The organism is Arthrobacter sp. PsM3, assembly GCF_030433895.1.
GTDB lineage: Bacteria > Actinomycetota > Actinomycetes > Actinomycetales > Micrococcaceae > Arthrobacter.
On the sequence record NZ_JARUXE010000004.1, the window covers coordinates 11,570 to 25,361 of the forward strand.

General features: G+C 67.1%; 14 protein-coding genes. 4 read left to right on the plus strand and 10 right to left on the minus strand.

Features of this window, described 5'->3' with window-relative positions; all coding sequences use genetic code 11:
• Window positions 1-12 precede the first annotated feature (12 nt).
• Complete coding sequence (gene glgX / locus QCD75_RS02590; RefSeq protein ID WP_301225448.1) at window positions 13-2,127, minus strand: glycogen debranching protein GlgX; 2,115 nt, start codon at window positions 2,125-2,127, stop codon at window positions 13-15.
• Window positions 2,128-2,243: 116 nt separating this feature from the next.
• Here glgX and QCD75_RS02595 point away from each other — a divergent pair, with 116 nt between their 5' ends.
• Window positions 2,244-3,047, plus strand: a complete 804-nt coding sequence (locus tag QCD75_RS02595; RefSeq protein ID WP_301225450.1) for a carbon-nitrogen hydrolase family protein — start codon at window positions 2,244-2,246, stop codon at window positions 3,045-3,047.
• 86 nt (window positions 3,048-3,133) lie between these two features.
• Here QCD75_RS02595 and rlmB read toward each other — a convergent pair whose 3' ends face one another.
• From rlmB to QCD75_RS02625, 6 genes are all read right to left on the minus strand, one after another.
• Window positions 3,134-4,120: a 23S rRNA (guanosine(2251)-2'-O)-methyltransferase RlmB gene (gene rlmB / locus QCD75_RS02600; RefSeq protein WP_301225452.1), complete on the minus strand. Its 987-nt coding sequence runs from the start codon at window positions 4,118-4,120 to the stop codon at window positions 3,134-3,136.
• A 123-nt stretch (window positions 4,121-4,243) separates the two neighbouring features.
• Window positions 4,244-5,701 carry a cysteine--tRNA ligase gene (cysS, locus tag QCD75_RS02605; protein ID WP_301225454.1) on the minus strand — a complete coding sequence of 486 codons (1,458 nt, stop codon included), beginning with the start codon at window positions 5,699-5,701 and terminating at the stop codon, window positions 4,244-4,246.
• A gap of 57 nt (window positions 5,702-5,758) precedes the next feature.
• A complete protein-coding gene (locus QCD75_RS02610; RefSeq protein WP_301225456.1) occupies window positions 5,759-6,088 on the minus strand; it encodes a hypothetical protein in 330 nt (109 codons plus the stop codon).
• A gap of 41 nt (window positions 6,089-6,129) precedes the next feature.
• Window positions 6,130-6,666: a 2-C-methyl-D-erythritol 2,4-cyclodiphosphate synthase gene (gene ispF, locus QCD75_RS02615; protein ID WP_301225458.1), complete on the minus strand. Its 537-nt coding sequence runs from the start codon at window positions 6,664-6,666 to the stop codon at window positions 6,130-6,132.
• A gap of 2 nt (window positions 6,667-6,668) precedes the next feature.
• On the minus strand, window positions 6,669-7,487 hold the full coding sequence (gene ispD, locus QCD75_RS02620; protein ID WP_301225460.1) for a 2-C-methyl-D-erythritol 4-phosphate cytidylyltransferase: 819 nt from the start codon (window positions 7,485-7,487) through the stop codon (window positions 6,669-6,671).
• A 105-nt stretch (window positions 7,488-7,592) separates the two neighbouring features.
• Window positions 7,593-8,075, minus strand: a complete 483-nt coding sequence (locus tag QCD75_RS02625) for a CarD family transcriptional regulator (protein ID WP_024367191.1) — start codon at window positions 8,073-8,075, stop codon at window positions 7,593-7,595.
• Between the two features lie 364 nt (window positions 8,076-8,439).
• Between QCD75_RS02625 and QCD75_RS02630 the strand changes: the two genes are divergently transcribed.
• Window positions 8,440-9,000 carry a hypothetical protein gene (locus QCD75_RS02630; RefSeq protein WP_441005431.1) on the plus strand — a complete coding sequence of 187 codons (561 nt, stop codon included), beginning with the start codon at window positions 8,440-8,442 and terminating at the stop codon, window positions 8,998-9,000.
• A gap of 96 nt (window positions 9,001-9,096) precedes the next feature.
• Here QCD75_RS02630 and QCD75_RS02635 read toward each other — a convergent pair whose 3' ends face one another.
• Window positions 9,097-9,777 (minus strand): response regulator transcription factor, encoded by a 681-nt coding sequence (locus QCD75_RS02635; protein WP_226759077.1) that lies wholly within the window; start codon window positions 9,775-9,777, stop codon window positions 9,097-9,099.
• On the minus strand, window positions 9,774-11,030 hold the full coding sequence (locus QCD75_RS02640; protein ID WP_301225698.1) for a sensor histidine kinase: 1,257 nt from the start codon (window positions 11,028-11,030) through the stop codon (window positions 9,774-9,776). Before QCD75_RS02640 ends, QCD75_RS02635 begins: the two co-directional genes overlap by 4 nt.
• 205 nt (window positions 11,031-11,235) lie before the next feature.
• On the opposite strand from QCD75_RS02640, the gene phoU reads away from it, so the two are divergent.
• Window positions 11,236-11,898 carry a phosphate signaling complex protein PhoU gene (gene phoU / locus QCD75_RS02645; protein ID WP_301225467.1) on the plus strand — a complete coding sequence of 221 codons (663 nt, stop codon included), beginning with the start codon at window positions 11,236-11,238 and terminating at the stop codon, window positions 11,896-11,898.
• A gap of 111 nt (window positions 11,899-12,009) precedes the next feature.
• Here phoU and QCD75_RS02650 read toward each other — a convergent pair whose 3' ends face one another.
• On the minus strand, window positions 12,010-12,756 hold the full coding sequence (locus tag QCD75_RS02650) for a phosphoglyceromutase (protein WP_301225469.1): 747 nt from the start codon (window positions 12,754-12,756) through the stop codon (window positions 12,010-12,012).
• 156 nt (window positions 12,757-12,912) lie between these two features.
• Between QCD75_RS02650 and QCD75_RS02655 the strand changes: the two genes are divergently transcribed.
• The gene (locus QCD75_RS02655) at window positions 12,913-13,776 is read left to right on the plus strand and encodes a class I SAM-dependent methyltransferase (protein ID WP_441005428.1); all 864 of its coding nucleotides are present in this window, start codon (window positions 12,913-12,915) and stop codon (window positions 13,774-13,776) included.
• Window positions 13,777-13,792: the final 16 nt, after the last annotated feature.

Consider the following 13,792-nt stretch of genomic DNA (forward strand, 5'->3'; position numbering starts at 1 on the left):
ATCCAGGGCGGATTAGGTGCGGTAGATGTTGATGGAGTTGGCCTGCACTACGTCCCGTTCCCCCGACGCGACCCGGACGCCCTGGCGCCGGTCGTGGAGTTCGGAGGTGGTCAGGCGCAGTTCGAAGAGCCGGTTGCCGGTCCCGTCCTCATTGCTGAGCAGAGGCAGCGTGACCTTGACGTCCTTGGCGCCCCCGTTGACCACCACGAGTCCGTCCACGTGGCCGTCGTCGGACCCGAGCAGGAGCTGCACCACCCGGTGCCCCGGATCCTGCCAGCGCTCCCCGGCCATGGGCTCGCCGCGCTCGTCGAACCAATGGAAGTACGACTGCTTCTCGCGGGTCGGGTAATCATGCGGCTGCCCGGCCAGAAACTCCTTGCGAAGCCGGATCACGCGCTTGGTGGTGCGCAGCATCGAGTGTGATTCGGGTGTGCTGGTCCAGTCGATCCAGGTGATGGGGTTGTCCTGGCAGTAGGCGTTGTTGTTGCCCTGCTGGGTGCGGGCGATCTCGTCGCCGGCGGTGATCATGGGCACGCCCTGGGAAATCATCAGCGATGCCATCAGGTTGCGGCTGGACTGCGCACGACGTGCAAGGATGTCCTCGTCCTCCGTAGGGCCCTCGAAGCCGTGGTTGTAGCTGCGGTTATCGCCATGGCCGTCGCGGTTCTGTTCGCCATTGGCCTCGTTGTGCTTCCGGTCGTAGGCCACGAGGTCCGCCAGGGTGAAGCCGTCATGCGCGGTGACGAGGTTGACCGAGGCGAGCCGTGACCGGCCGGACGGTTCGAAAAGGCCCGCGGAGCCGGAGAGCGCGTCTGCGAGCCGGGCCACCGAGCCGCCCTGCCCGCCGGCGTCGATCGCGGCGCGGTCGGCGAGCCAGAAGGAACGGACGGCGTCGCGGAAGTGGTCGTTCCAGTCCACCCAGCCGGCCGGGAAACGGCCGGTCTGCCAGCCGCCGTAGCCGATGTCCCAGGGTTCCGCGATGAGTTTGGTGGCGGACAGCACCGGATCGGCGCCGATCGCCACCAGGAACGGGTGCCGGGGGTCGAACTCGTTGGCGGCATTGCGGGCCAGCGTCACCGCGAGGTCGAAGCGGAAGCCGTCAATGTGGAATTCCGTCACCCAATAACGCAGGGAATCCAGCACCAGCTGGACCACCCGGGAATCGCCGAAGTTCAGGCTGTTGCCGCATCCGGTGGTGTCCACATACTTGCCGTGGCCGTCATTGCGGTAGTACGTCATCTCGCCGAGGCCACGGAAGCTCAGCGTCCGGCCGTCCCGGCCGCCCTCTGCCGTGTGGTTGTAGACGACGTCGAGGATGACCTCAAGGCCGGCCGCGTGCAGCAGCTTGACCATGCCCTTGAACTCGTCCTGGACGGCCTTCGGACCGGCAGCCTGCGCCGCCTCGGTGGCGTAGCCGGGGTGCAGTGCGAAGAAAGCGGCCGTGTTGTAGCCCCAGTAGTTCGTCATGCCGAGGTTCTGCAGGTGCGGTTCGTCCACGTGGAAGTGCACGGGAAGGAGCTGGACGGCGGTTATCCCCAGCGCGATCAGGTGCTCGATCATGGCCGGGTGCGCCAGTCCGGCGTAGGTGCCCTGGAGGTTTTCCGGCACGTCCGGGTGGAGCTTGGTCTGCCCGCGGACGTGCGCCTCGTAGATGATGGTATTGCGCCACGGAATCCTGGGACCGCGGTCGTTGCCCCAGTCGAAGTCGCTCGCCATCCGGACGCTCGTGATGAAGTCCTCGCGCTCGTCCACGGCACGGCCATAGGGGTCCAGCAGCAGCGGCTGCTCACCGTTGGCGTCGAAATCCGTGGCGGGCATGGACAGCGGGAGCGCCGCGTGATCCGGCGTGGCCCGGAACCCGTAGCGCGAGCCGGCCGGGATGCCTTCGACGATGCCGTGGTGCACGCCGTCGGTCACGTTGGGCAACGTTTTCAATTGCCAGGTGCCGCCGGGGGCCTGGTAGGCGATCTCCAGGGTTGTCACCCCCGGCGCGTAGACAGCCACATTCGCGAAGGCACTCCGAGGATCGTCCACTGCCGGCGAACCGGTGCACGGAACGCTGATTCCCAGCGGAAACGCACGCGAGGCGTCTGCGGTGGAAGCTGTGTCTACGTAGGGCATAACCATTGCTTAAAGTTTAGCGGGGCCGAACAAATAGCCCCGGATTCCGTTTTCCTGACAAAGTGCAGTTTACGGAATGGCGGCGTTGCATACTGGAACAGGCGCCAAAATTGGAGGTAATAGTGCGGATTGCACTCGCTCAAATCATTACCGGACGCGATCTTGCCGCGAATCTGGTCCTCGTCGAGGACTATGCGGCGCGGGCGAGGGCCGGCGGCGCGGACCTCGTTGTCTTCCCCGAGGCCACGATGCGCGCCTTCGGCAACTCGCTGCTGGACATCGCGGAGCCGCTGGACGGCCCGTGGGCATCGCGGGTACGCGCGGTTGCGGCCGAACAGGACATCGTGATTGTCGCGGGGATGTTCACCCCTGGGGCCGCGGGCGACGCCGGCAAGGTGCGCAACACCCTTCTGGTCACCGGCCGCGGCGTGGAGGCGAGCTACGACAAGATCCACCTTTTCGACGCCTTCGGCTTCGCCGAGTCGGACACCGTGGACGCCGGCACCGAGCCCGTCACGTTCACGTTCCACGGCGTGACGTTCGGCCTCGCCACCTGTTACGACATCCGCTTCCCGGACCTGTTCACCGAAAACGCGGACCGCGGAGCCGAAGTGAACATCGTGTGCGCCTCCTGGGGATCCGGACCCGGCAAGGCCGAGCAGTGGAGGCTCCTGGCCCGCGCCCGCGCGGCGGATTCCACCACCCTGGTCCTCGCCTGCGGCCAGGGTGACCCGGCCAGCCAGGGCATCGAGCCCAAGGGTGCGGCCCCCACCGGCGTCGGGCACTCCGTCGTGGTCTCCCCCCTCGGGGAAGTCCTCGACGAGCTCGACGGCGCCCCCGGCCTGCTGTTCGCGGACCTGGACACCGCCACCGTCAAGGAAGCCCGAACCAGACTCCCGGTCCTCGCCAACCGGCACAGGTTCTAAGCCCCGCCACAGCAACGCGGGGTCATATCGCGCCCATGTTGGGGCCGCGGATGGGCGCGATCTGACCCCGCGTTGGCTTTAGCGGACTACTTGACGGCGCGCTGGCGGGAGATTTCGTAGAGGGAGATGCCGACAGCCATGGAAGCGTTGAGCGACTCCATGGCGGAGTCGATCGGGATGGAGACGATCTGGTCGCAGTTTTCCCGGACCAGGCGGCTGAGGCCCTTGCCCTCGGAACCCACGACAATGCAGACCGGCTCGGTGGCCAGGGCGAGGTCGGGCAGCGAGACGTCGCCGTCGCCGTCGAGCCCCAGAACGTAGATGCCCATGTTCTTGAACGCCTTCAGGGTGTTGTTCAGGTTGGCCGCGCGTGCCACGGGGACGCGGACGGCTGCACCGGCGCTGGTCTTCCAGGCCGAGGCGGTGACGCCGACAGAACGGCGCTCGGGAACGATGACGCCGTGGCCGCTGAAGGCCGAGACCGAGCGGATGATCGCGCCAAGGTTGCGGGGGTCGGTGATGCCGTCGAGGGCGACGAAGAGGGGCGCGTTGGCGACGTGGCCCTTCTTCCAGCTCGCCAGGGTTTCCTCGGCGAGCTCGTAGGCGTCCTGGTATTCGTACGGCGGGATCTGCAGCACGAGGCCCTGGTGGATGGCGTCATCGGTCATCCGGTCCAGCTCGGGCTTGCCGGTTTCGAGCAGCGGGATGCCGCGCTCGGCAGCAAGCTTGAGGGACTCCTTGACGCGGTCGTCCATCTCGATGCGGATGGCCACGTGCAGGGCCTTGGCCGGGATGCCGGCACGCAGGGCCTCCACGACGGAGTTCCGTCCGGTGACGACTTCCTCGGTGGCACGGCCTTTGGGGCCGGAACGTGCGCCGGCGCTGCGCGGGGCGCCCGGGCGCTTGGCCGCGGAGCGTTCCGCGAGCTGCTTGTTCTTGTGGGCCTTGTGGTACGGGCGGTCCTCCGCCTTGGGCGTCGGCCCCTTGCCCTCAAGGGCCTTGCGGCCGTGACCGCCGGTTCCGACGGAGGGGCCCTTCTTCAGTTTGACCGACCGGCGACCGTTGTTGGCCATGAGTTCCACCCTTTTAAATACGCGATTCGTTGATAAGTCTGAACTCCAGTCTACTGACTCGAGTTAAATCCTCGACCGCAGGGCATGGCGGGGCCCCGGCACAGCACCGGGAACCGCGCCGGATCAGCCGCGTCTGAGGCTCCAGCTGGCGCCGTCGGGGCCGTCCTCGACGACGACGCCGGCGGCGGCCAAGGTATCGCGGATGGCGTCCGAGGCGGCCCAGTCCTTGCTGGCCCGGGCCTGCGCGCGGGCCGCCAGCTGGGCTTCCACGAGGACGCCCAGGGCGGTGTTGCTTTGTTCGTCAACTGCCGTCCCCGCCGTGTCGTTGAGACCAAGGACACGCAGCATGTCGTTGACGCTGACCAGTGCCTGCCGGGCGGCGTCGAGCTCCCCGGCGGTGAGGGCGGTATTGCCGGCGCGGACCGTCTCGTGGAGCACCGCCAGTGCCTGCGGAACGTTTAGGTCATCGTCCATCGCGGCCGCAAAGCCGTCCGGGACAGAGCCGTGGCGGCCGAAGTCGAGGCCGCCCTCAGCCGAGGCAAGGGCCCGGGCGGCGCGGGTGGTGAAGCCCTCGATCCGTTCCACCGCGGCGGCCGCCTCCTGCAGGGAGGTTGGCTGATAGTCCAGCACCGAGCGGTACTGCGCCTGGCCCAGGTAGTAACGGACCACCCGCGGCGGGGCAAGCTCCAGCATCTCGGCGGGGCTGACGGTGTTGCCGATCGACTTGGACATCTTTTCGCCGGCGTAGGTGACCATGCCGTTGTGCATCCAGAAGTTGGCGAAACCGTGGCCGGCAGCCTGGGACTGTGCCATCTCGTTTTCGTGGTGCGGGAACCGGAGGTCCAGCCCCCCGCCGTGGATGTCGAACTCGGCGCCGAGGTATTTGGTAACCATCGCGGAGCATTCGAGGTGCCAACCCGGACGGCCCGCGCCCCACGGCGAGGCCCAGCTCGCCGTCGCCGGCTCCCCTGCCTTGTGGCCCTTCCAGAGGGCGAAGTCGCGGGGGTCCTTCTTCCCGCGCGGGTCCGCGTCCTGGGCACCCTGCATGTCGTCGATTTTTTGGCGCGTCAGCGTCCCGTACTTGTCCCAGGAGCGCACGTCGAAGTACACGTCGCCGGAGTCGTCGAGGGCCGGGTAGGCGTGCCCGCGGCCGATCAGCTGCTGGATCAGGGCGTGCATTTCCGGGATGTGGCCGGTGGCGCGCGGTTCGTAGGTGGGGCGGGAGACACCCAGGGTGTCGTAGGCCTTGAGGAATTCCTGCTCGTAGCGGTAGGCCAGCGCCCACCACTCCTCATTCCGCACGGCGCCCGGTTCGTCCTCGAAGTCCGGTCCGAAGGACGCCGCGGATTTGGCCAGGATCTTGTCGTCAATGTCGGTGACGTTGCGGACCACCGTCACGCGGAACTCCCGGTACTGCAGCCAGCGGGTGAGCTGGTCAAAGGCGATGGCGGAGCGGATGTGCCCGACGTGCGGCATGCCCTGCACCGTGGCGCCGCAGTAGTAGAGGCTCACTTTGCCCGGAACCAGGGGGACGAAGTCGCGGACTTCGGCGGATGCAGTGTCATAGAAGCGCAGGGTCACCGCTCCAGATTAGCCGATGGGGCCCCGGCCTTTGGCGTGCGGACCGCGCCTTCGGGCCTACTTGCAGTACTCGCCGATTTTGTTCATCTGTTCGGTGAGCTGTTTGGTCTGCGCGTCACTCTTGGCCCCGAGGGACGTGCCGGCAACCTCTTTCATGGTGTCGGCCATCTTCTGGATGGGGGCCGCCACCTCGGGCGCAACCTTGTCCGCCACTTCCTGGTAGTGCTTGGAGATCTGTTCCGCCTGCTGCTGCTGGTTGCCGGTGGGGACGAAGGTGTCCTTGTTCAGGAACGCGCAGCTGTCCGGGATGCTCATCTTCGGTGTCACGGCGCAGCCTGTGAGCAGCAGTCCGGCCAGCAGTACGACGGCGGGCAGCAGCTTTTTCACGGGGGTCTCCTGGTGTTGCGGGAAGGGATGTTCGGTTAAGCCTAGGCGACGGACTCCGGGGTCGCCGAGCCGGAGCGGTACACCAGGGCCGTGGCCGTGGCCGCAATGCCCTCGCCGCGGCCGGTGAAGCCTAGGCCGTCGCTCGTGGTTGCCGAAACGCTGACCGGGGCGCCGGCGGCCTCGCTCAGGACCCGCTGGGATTCTTCCCGGCGGGGGCCGAATTTGGGCCTGTTGGCCACGAACTGCACGGCGATGTTCCCGATCTCGAAACCCGCGGCGCGGACAATCCGGGCAGCCTCGGCCAGCAGGGCCACGCCGGAGGCCCCGGCGTACTCGGGCCGGTCCGTGCCGAAATGGGTGCCAAGATCACCGACGCCGCAGGCCGAGAAGAGGGCGTCTGCAGCGGCATGGGCGACGGGGTCGCCGTCGGAGTGGCCCGACAGTCCGCGCTCCCCGTCCCACAAAAGCCCCCCGAGCCAGAGCGGCTGGGGCGCCTCCTCAGGGGCGTAGGCGTGGACGTCGATGCCGATCCCGGTCCGCGGAATGAGCGGCTGCTGGGTGTGCGGGGTTCCGGACATGCTCAACCTTCCACCCAGCGGGCGCCCAGCGGGCCTTCAAGGAGGCCCTCCGCGAGAATCAGGTCCAGCGGCGTTGTGATCTTCAGCGATTGGCTGGCGCCGCGCACCGCGTGGACGGGCACGCCGAGCAGTTCCACCAGCATGGCGTCGTCGGTGACGGCTGCTGCCTGGCCCGCGTCGAACCCAACGGCCGCCTCGTGGGCCCGTTTCAGAGTGGCCAGCTCGAAGCCCTGCGGGGTCTGCACGGCCCGGAGGCTGTCCCGCGGCGCGGTTCCGGTGACGAGCTCCGGTGCGATCGCAGCGCCGTCGCCGGTGGTCGGTTCCACCGTCTTGACCGTATCCACCACAGGGAGGACCGGGATAACGGCCAGGGCGCCGGCCGCAAGAGCATGGGATACCCGGTGGAAGACGGCCTCCGGCGTCAGGGCACGGGCGGCGTCATGGACCATGACGGCTTCCGTGCCCGGCAGGAGCGCCGCCAGCGCGGCCCGCACGGAATCGGCGCGGCTGGCGCCGCCGTCGACAATCGTCACGACCGGGACCTGCACGCCGTCGCCCAGGCCGGGGGTGCGCCCGCGCTCCGCCTTGAGCTCCTGCTCGAACGCCGCACAGAGGGCCTGAAGTTCCGGGTCGCCGGGCGGGACGGCGACGCAGATTTGCCGGGCGATGCCGGCGGCGGCGACGCCCCGCAGGGCGTGGGTGAGGATGCTGTCCCCGCCCAGCGGAACCTTGGCTTTTGGCATGCCGTAGCCCAGGCGCTGGCCGGAGCCGGCGGCGACGACGATGACCGCTGTGACGGGGTTTCTCGATGCTGAGTCCATGCGCACAAGACTACGTCCCGGCGGGCCGGCGGGCTGAAAAGGGCAAAGAGAAACCCCGGCAGCGATTCCGCTGCCGGGGTTCGATTCTTGTCTGTTCGACTCTCGCTAGGAAGCCAGGACCTCGTCGAGAACGCTTGCAGCCTTCTCTTCATCAGTCTTCTCGGCCAGCGCCAGTTCTGAAATCAGAATCTGGCGAGCCTTGGCCAGCATGCGCTTCTCTCCTGCGGAGAGACCCCGATCGTGATCGCGGCGCCACAGGTCGCGGACGACCTCTGCCACCTTGATGACGTCACCGGAAGCAAGCTTCTCCAGGTTTGCCTTGTATCGACGCGACCAGTTGGTGGGTTCTTCCGTGAACTCGGCCCGCAGCACTTCAAACACATGCTCCAGACCTTCTTTGCCCACTACGTCCCGGACCCCAACTAGGTCAACGTTTTCTGCTGGAACTTCAATGGTCAGATCACCCTGAGCCACCTTGAGCTTGAGATACATCTTCTCTTCGCCCTTGACAGTGCGCATCTTGATTTCTTCAATTTTGGCTGCACCGTGGTGAGGGTAAACTACTGTCTCGCCGACCTCAAAAACCATGTGGACATTCCCCTTTCCCGCAGACCAGTTTATCACGTTTAAGGCATACAACTGCCACGGAACGTGCCCAAGAACCGCATGAATACGGGGAAAATGGCCTCAAACGGACCCTCCGGACCCCTTGACGAAAGCAGATATTAGTGCATAGCCCTGCCTTTGCCAAGGGGCTGTGTCGTCCCTTGGTCATCCCCCGAGTCATCCCTCTTGAGCGGTCCCCGTGCGCGGCCCGCCGCCGCCGGGGCCGGCGGCATTGAGTACCGCATTGTGTACTGCCCGAATCCTCGTTTCGGGCGGATTGCCGATAGGCTATGGCTGAATAATGTTCCAAGACTCTCAAGGGGTGCGTGACGTGGGTTTCACTGCGATGAACCGGGGCCAGCGCGGCAAGCTGGCAATGGCAACGGCTGTTCTGGGCCTCGGCCTGATGTCCGTCACTGGCTGTGGCGCCGTCAACCCGCAGCAGACCTCCGTGCAGTACGCGGCATCGGACGGAACCCAGGCCAACGTCGGCCCGCTGCAGCTGCGCAACATGATGATCATCTCCGCCGGTAAGGACAAGCCCGGCCGTGTGATCGGCGCGGTCTACAACTCGTCCTCGGAGAACGTAAAGCTGACCATCATTGGTTCCGCCGGTTCCCAGACCCAGGTCGCGGTGAAGCAGAACTCCTACACGCTGCTGAACGAATCCACGGACGAGGCAATCCTGAGCAGCACCGGCGGCGCCCCCGGCTCCCTCGTCGAGGTGAGCATCAGCGAGGACGGCACCAACCAGAGCACCAAGTTCAAGATGCCGGTGCTGGACGCAACGATCCCCGACTACAAGCAGTACCTCCCGACAGGCAGCGGGCCCTCCGGCTCGGCCACGCCGACGTCGACTTCGTCCTCGACGACTACCCCGTCGCCTACGAGCAGCGCGAACCACTAGCCTTCACAGACAGCAAGGAGGGGCACCCGGCCGGGTGCCCCTCCTTGTGTGTGCGTTCTGGTCGTGCGGCCGTTCGGGCCGAAAGAGCCTCCGGGCTCAGGGCTCGAACTTGTAGCCCAGACCGCGGACCGTAATCAGGTGCCGCGGCGCCGAGGGGTCCGGCTCGACCTTGCTGCGCAGCCGCTTGACGTGGACATCCAGGGTCTTGGTGTCCCCGACGTAGTCCGATCCCCAGACCCGGTCAATCAGCTGCCCGCGGGTCAGGACCCGGCCGGAGTTCCGCAGCAGCATTTCCAGCAGCTCGAACTCCTTCAGCGGGAGGGACACCTGTTCCCCGCCCACGGTGACCACGTGCCGCTCAATGTCCATCCGTACCGGCCCTGCCTGCACGGTGCTGGACACCAGTTCCTCGGGCTCACCCTGGCGCCGCAGCACGGCCCGGACGCGGGCCACCAGCTCCCGGGAGGAGTACGGTTTGGTGACGTAGTCGTCGGCGCCGAGTTCCAGCCCCACCACCTTGTCGATCTCCGCGTCCTTCGCTGTCAGCATGATGACCGGGACGGACGAGCGCTGACGCAACTGCCGGCAGACCTCGGTGCCCGACTGTCCCGGCAGCTGCAGGTCCAGCAGCACCAGGTCGGCGCCGTTGCGGTCGAATTCGGTGATGGCGTCCAGCCCGTTGTCGACCACCTCCACCTCGAACCCTTCCTTGCCCAAAAGGTAGGACAGCGGGTCGCTGAACGACTCTTCGTCCTCGACAATCAAAATCCTGCTCAAGCGGTAGCTCCTTGCTCGTGGGCGCCAGCGGCGTCACTTCGTATGGATCGGGGGTGCTGGGACGGGGTGTGGGGCGGAGGTGGGGCGTCCGCCGGTGCCGCCGTTTTCCGTGCCTGCGGAACGCCGTCGGCGTCCTGGCCTTCCAGCTCCGGAAGCCGGATGGTGAAGGTGGATCCCTGTCCGGGCCGTGACCAGAGGGTCACCTCGCCGCCATGGTTGGCGACCACGTGCTTGACAATGCTCAGACCCAGGCCCGTGCCGCCGGTGTGACGGGATCTGGCGGCGTCCACGCGGTAGAAGCGCTCGAAGACGCGCTCCTGGTCCTCGGGCGAGAGCCCCTCCCCCTGGTCTGTCACTGACACCGCCACGAGGCCGTCCTTGGAGCGGATGCCGATTCCGACCCGGGTGTTCTCCGGGGAATAGCGGATGGCATTGTCGATCAGGTTCCGCAGCGCCGTCACCAGCAGATCCTGGTCGCCGTAGACCATCGCGTCCGCGTGGCCGCCGACGACGAGTTCGATGTTCTTGCTTTCCGCCGGCAGCTGGGAGCGGTCCACGGCCTCGGACACCACGGTGTTGATATCCACGGGGCGGCCCTGCTGGGTGACATTGGTGCCCTGCAGCCGGGAGAGTTCGATAATGTCCTGCACGAGGGCGGCCAGCCGGGCGGACTCCTTGTGCATGCGCTTGGCGAAGCGGCGGACGGCCTCCGGGTCATCGGCCGAGGATTCGAGCGCCTCCGCCAGCAGCGAGATGGCCCCGACCGGGGTTTTCAGTTCATGGGAGACGTTGGCCACGAAGTCGTTCCGGACCTCCTCGGTCCGGGTGAATTCGGTCCGGTCATCGGCCAGCAGGAGGATGTATTCCTCCGCAAGCACGGCGGCGCGGACCTGGACGATGATGGTGCCCTGCCCCAGCGGGCCGCGCGGCAGTTCGAGCTGCTTTTCGAGGATGACACCGTCGCGACGTACTTTGGCCGTCATTTCCAGCAGCTGGTCGTGGACCAGCGTGTGCCCGCGGACCAGCCCGTAGGCGTACGCGGCGGGGCTGGCGCGGATCACGCCGTCGATCGCGTCCACCACCACGAAGGCGCGGCCGATGACGGCCAGCACCTGGGCCGCTCCCTCCGGGATCGACGGTTCCTCGAACTCGACGTCCACGAGTTTGCGCTGCTGCTCGCTGACCCGGAATGCGAGCACGCCAAAGACGCCGAGCGACAGGCCGATCAGGCCGGCGATCACGCCGATGAACATTGGATCCACGGCTCCAGCTTATGCTCTGCCCCGCGTCGGAAACTGAAATCTAACGCTATTCGGGTTCCGGTTCAGCTAACGTTCACCTATTGGGGCGTAACAGTTCACCGGAGGCTGGAACACTTGAGCGTTGAAGCGCCGAGAGGTGAACCGAAACGGACCGGCCACTGCGGTGGCTGGCAATTTCCGAGGAAAGGACGCACACGTGCGCAAGGTTTTTCAGGAAGAGCTCGCCCAAGTGGGGGAACAGCTCGTCGAAATCTCAAAGCTGGTCAGTGAGGCCATTGAGAAAGCCACGACTGCCTTCGACGGCGCCGACATCGACCTCGCCGAGGATGTCATCGCGGCCGATGCGCGGATCGACTTCCTGCAGAACAGCCTCGACGAGCGCGCCATCGACATCCTGGCCCTGCAGGGCCCCGTGGCCAGCGACCTGCGCATGCTCGTGGGCTCCCTGCGGATGAGCGCCTCCCTGGAGCGGATGGGCGACCTCGCCCGCCACCTGGCCCAGCTTGCCCGGCTCAGGTACCCCTCCACGGTGGTGCCCGCCCAGCTGCGCGAGACCTTCAGGAGCTTCGCCCAGCATGACCTGCTGATCGCCCGGAAGCTCACGGTGCTGCTGGAAACCCGGGACCTCGAAGTGGCCCGGGACATCCTGAAGGCGAACGCCGCCGTGAACGACCTGCACCTGAGCGTCTTCAAAGCCATCGCCCGCAGCGACTGGCACGAGTCCCCCGCCACGACCGTCGACGTCGCCCTCGCCAGCCGTTACTTCGAGCGTTTCGCCGACCACGGTGTCTCCGTCGCGCAGAAGGTCACCTACCTGGTGACCGGCGCCTGGCAGCCGAGCGGCATCGAACACAGCTAGCCTTCCCGTCCGGGCGACAGCGCCGGGCAGCAGAACGTACGACGCCGGCCGGTCACCTTGCGAGGTGGCCGGCCGGCGTCGTTCATTCCGGGGTGCGTTGTCCGGGGCGCGCTATTTCTTGCCCTGGTTCGCGACTGCCTGGATGGCCTCGGCGGCGGCCTCGGGATCGAGGTAGGTGCCGCCCGGGTTCAGCGGCTTGAAGTTCTCGTCCAGTTCGTAGACCAGCGGGATGCCGGTGGGGATGTTCAGTCCTGCGATGGCTTCGTCGCTGATGCCGTCCAGGTGCTTGACGAGGGCGCGCAGGGAGTTGCCGTGCGCGGTGACCAGGACGGTCTTGCCCGCCTTGAGGTCTTCCTTGATGTCCGATTCCCAGTAGGGCAGCAGCCGGACCAGCACATCCTTGAGGCACTCAGTGCGGGGCAGCGCGTCACCGAGGTCCGCATAGCGCGGATCATGCGCCTGGGAGAACTCGGAATCGTCGGCCAGGGGCGGCGGCGGGGTGTCGTAGGAGCGGCGCCACATCATGAACTGCTCCTCACCGTATTCGGCGAGGGTCTGGGCCTTGTCCTTGCCCTGCAGGGCCCCGTAATGGCGCTCGTTGAGCCGCCAGTCCCGCTTCACCGGGATCCAGCCGCGGTCGGCCTTGTCGAGGGTGATGTTGGCGGTGTTGATGGCCCGCTTCAGCAACGACGTGTACAGGATGTCCGGGAGGATATTGTGCTCCACGAGAAGCTCACCACCGCGGATCGCCTCGGCACGGCCCTGGTCGTTGAGGTCAACGTCCACCCAGCCGGTGAACAGGTTCTTGGCGTTCCATTCGCTGTGGCCGTGGCGCAGCAGAATCAGCTTGTAAGTCATGGTTTTCATCCTAGCGGAGCGATCCCGGCCGGTGCCGAGCGTTACATCCCCGCCCCACCACAGCAACGCGGGGTCACTTCGCGCCCATCCCGGGGCGCCGCATGGGCCGGATGTGACCCCGCGTTGGAGGATCGCGTTGGAGGATAGGGTTGGCTTGTGGTGCAGAAGGCTGAGCGGGTGGCGCCCCCGCAGACCCAGGTCATGGGTAAACGCGGCGTGGCGAAAAGCGGACCGCGCGCCGGGCGGCCGGTGGGCAACGTTACCCGCGGCACCACCAACCCCAACCGGATGCGGCGGCTGGACCGCTGGCTGACCGGCCCGCAGGCCTGGCGGCTGCGCCGGGCGGCCGATCCGCTCGTGGTGGATCTGGGCTACGGCGCGTCCCCGGCCACCGCCGTCGAACTCTTTGAACGGCTGTCCGTGGTCCGGCCCGACGTGCGGGTGGTGGGCATCGAGATCGAGCCCGCGCGGGTCCGGCTGGCCCAGGAACTGGAGCGGCCGGGTCTGAGCTTCCAGCTGGGCGGCTTCGAACTGCCCGTGCCCGGCCGGCCCGTCCTGGTGCGGGCGTTCAACGTGCTGCGGCAGTACGAGGAAGCCGACGTCGCGGCAATCTGGCAACTGGTGCAGGGGCGGCTGGGCCCGGAAGGACTGTTCATTGACGGCACCTGCGACGAGATCGGCCGTCGGGTCACCTGGGTGGCCCTTGACGCCGAGCGACCGCTGAGCCTGAGCTTGTCCATGCGGTTTGGGAGTTTTGCGCTGCCCTCGGAGGTGGCGGAGCGGCTGCCGAAAGCCCTCATCCACAGGAACGTGCCGGGCGAGAAAATCCAGGCCTTCCTGCAGGCAATGGACCAGGCCTGGGTGGAAGCTGCCCCGCTGGCCTCATTCGGGAACCGGCAGCGCTGGACGGCCATGTGCCGGGCACTGCGCGACGGCGGCTGGCCGGTCCAGGACGGCCCGTCCCGGTGGCGGCTGGGCGAGCTGACGGTGGGCTGGGAGGCCGTGGCCCCGGGGCCTTAGGGGGACGGGCCTATTG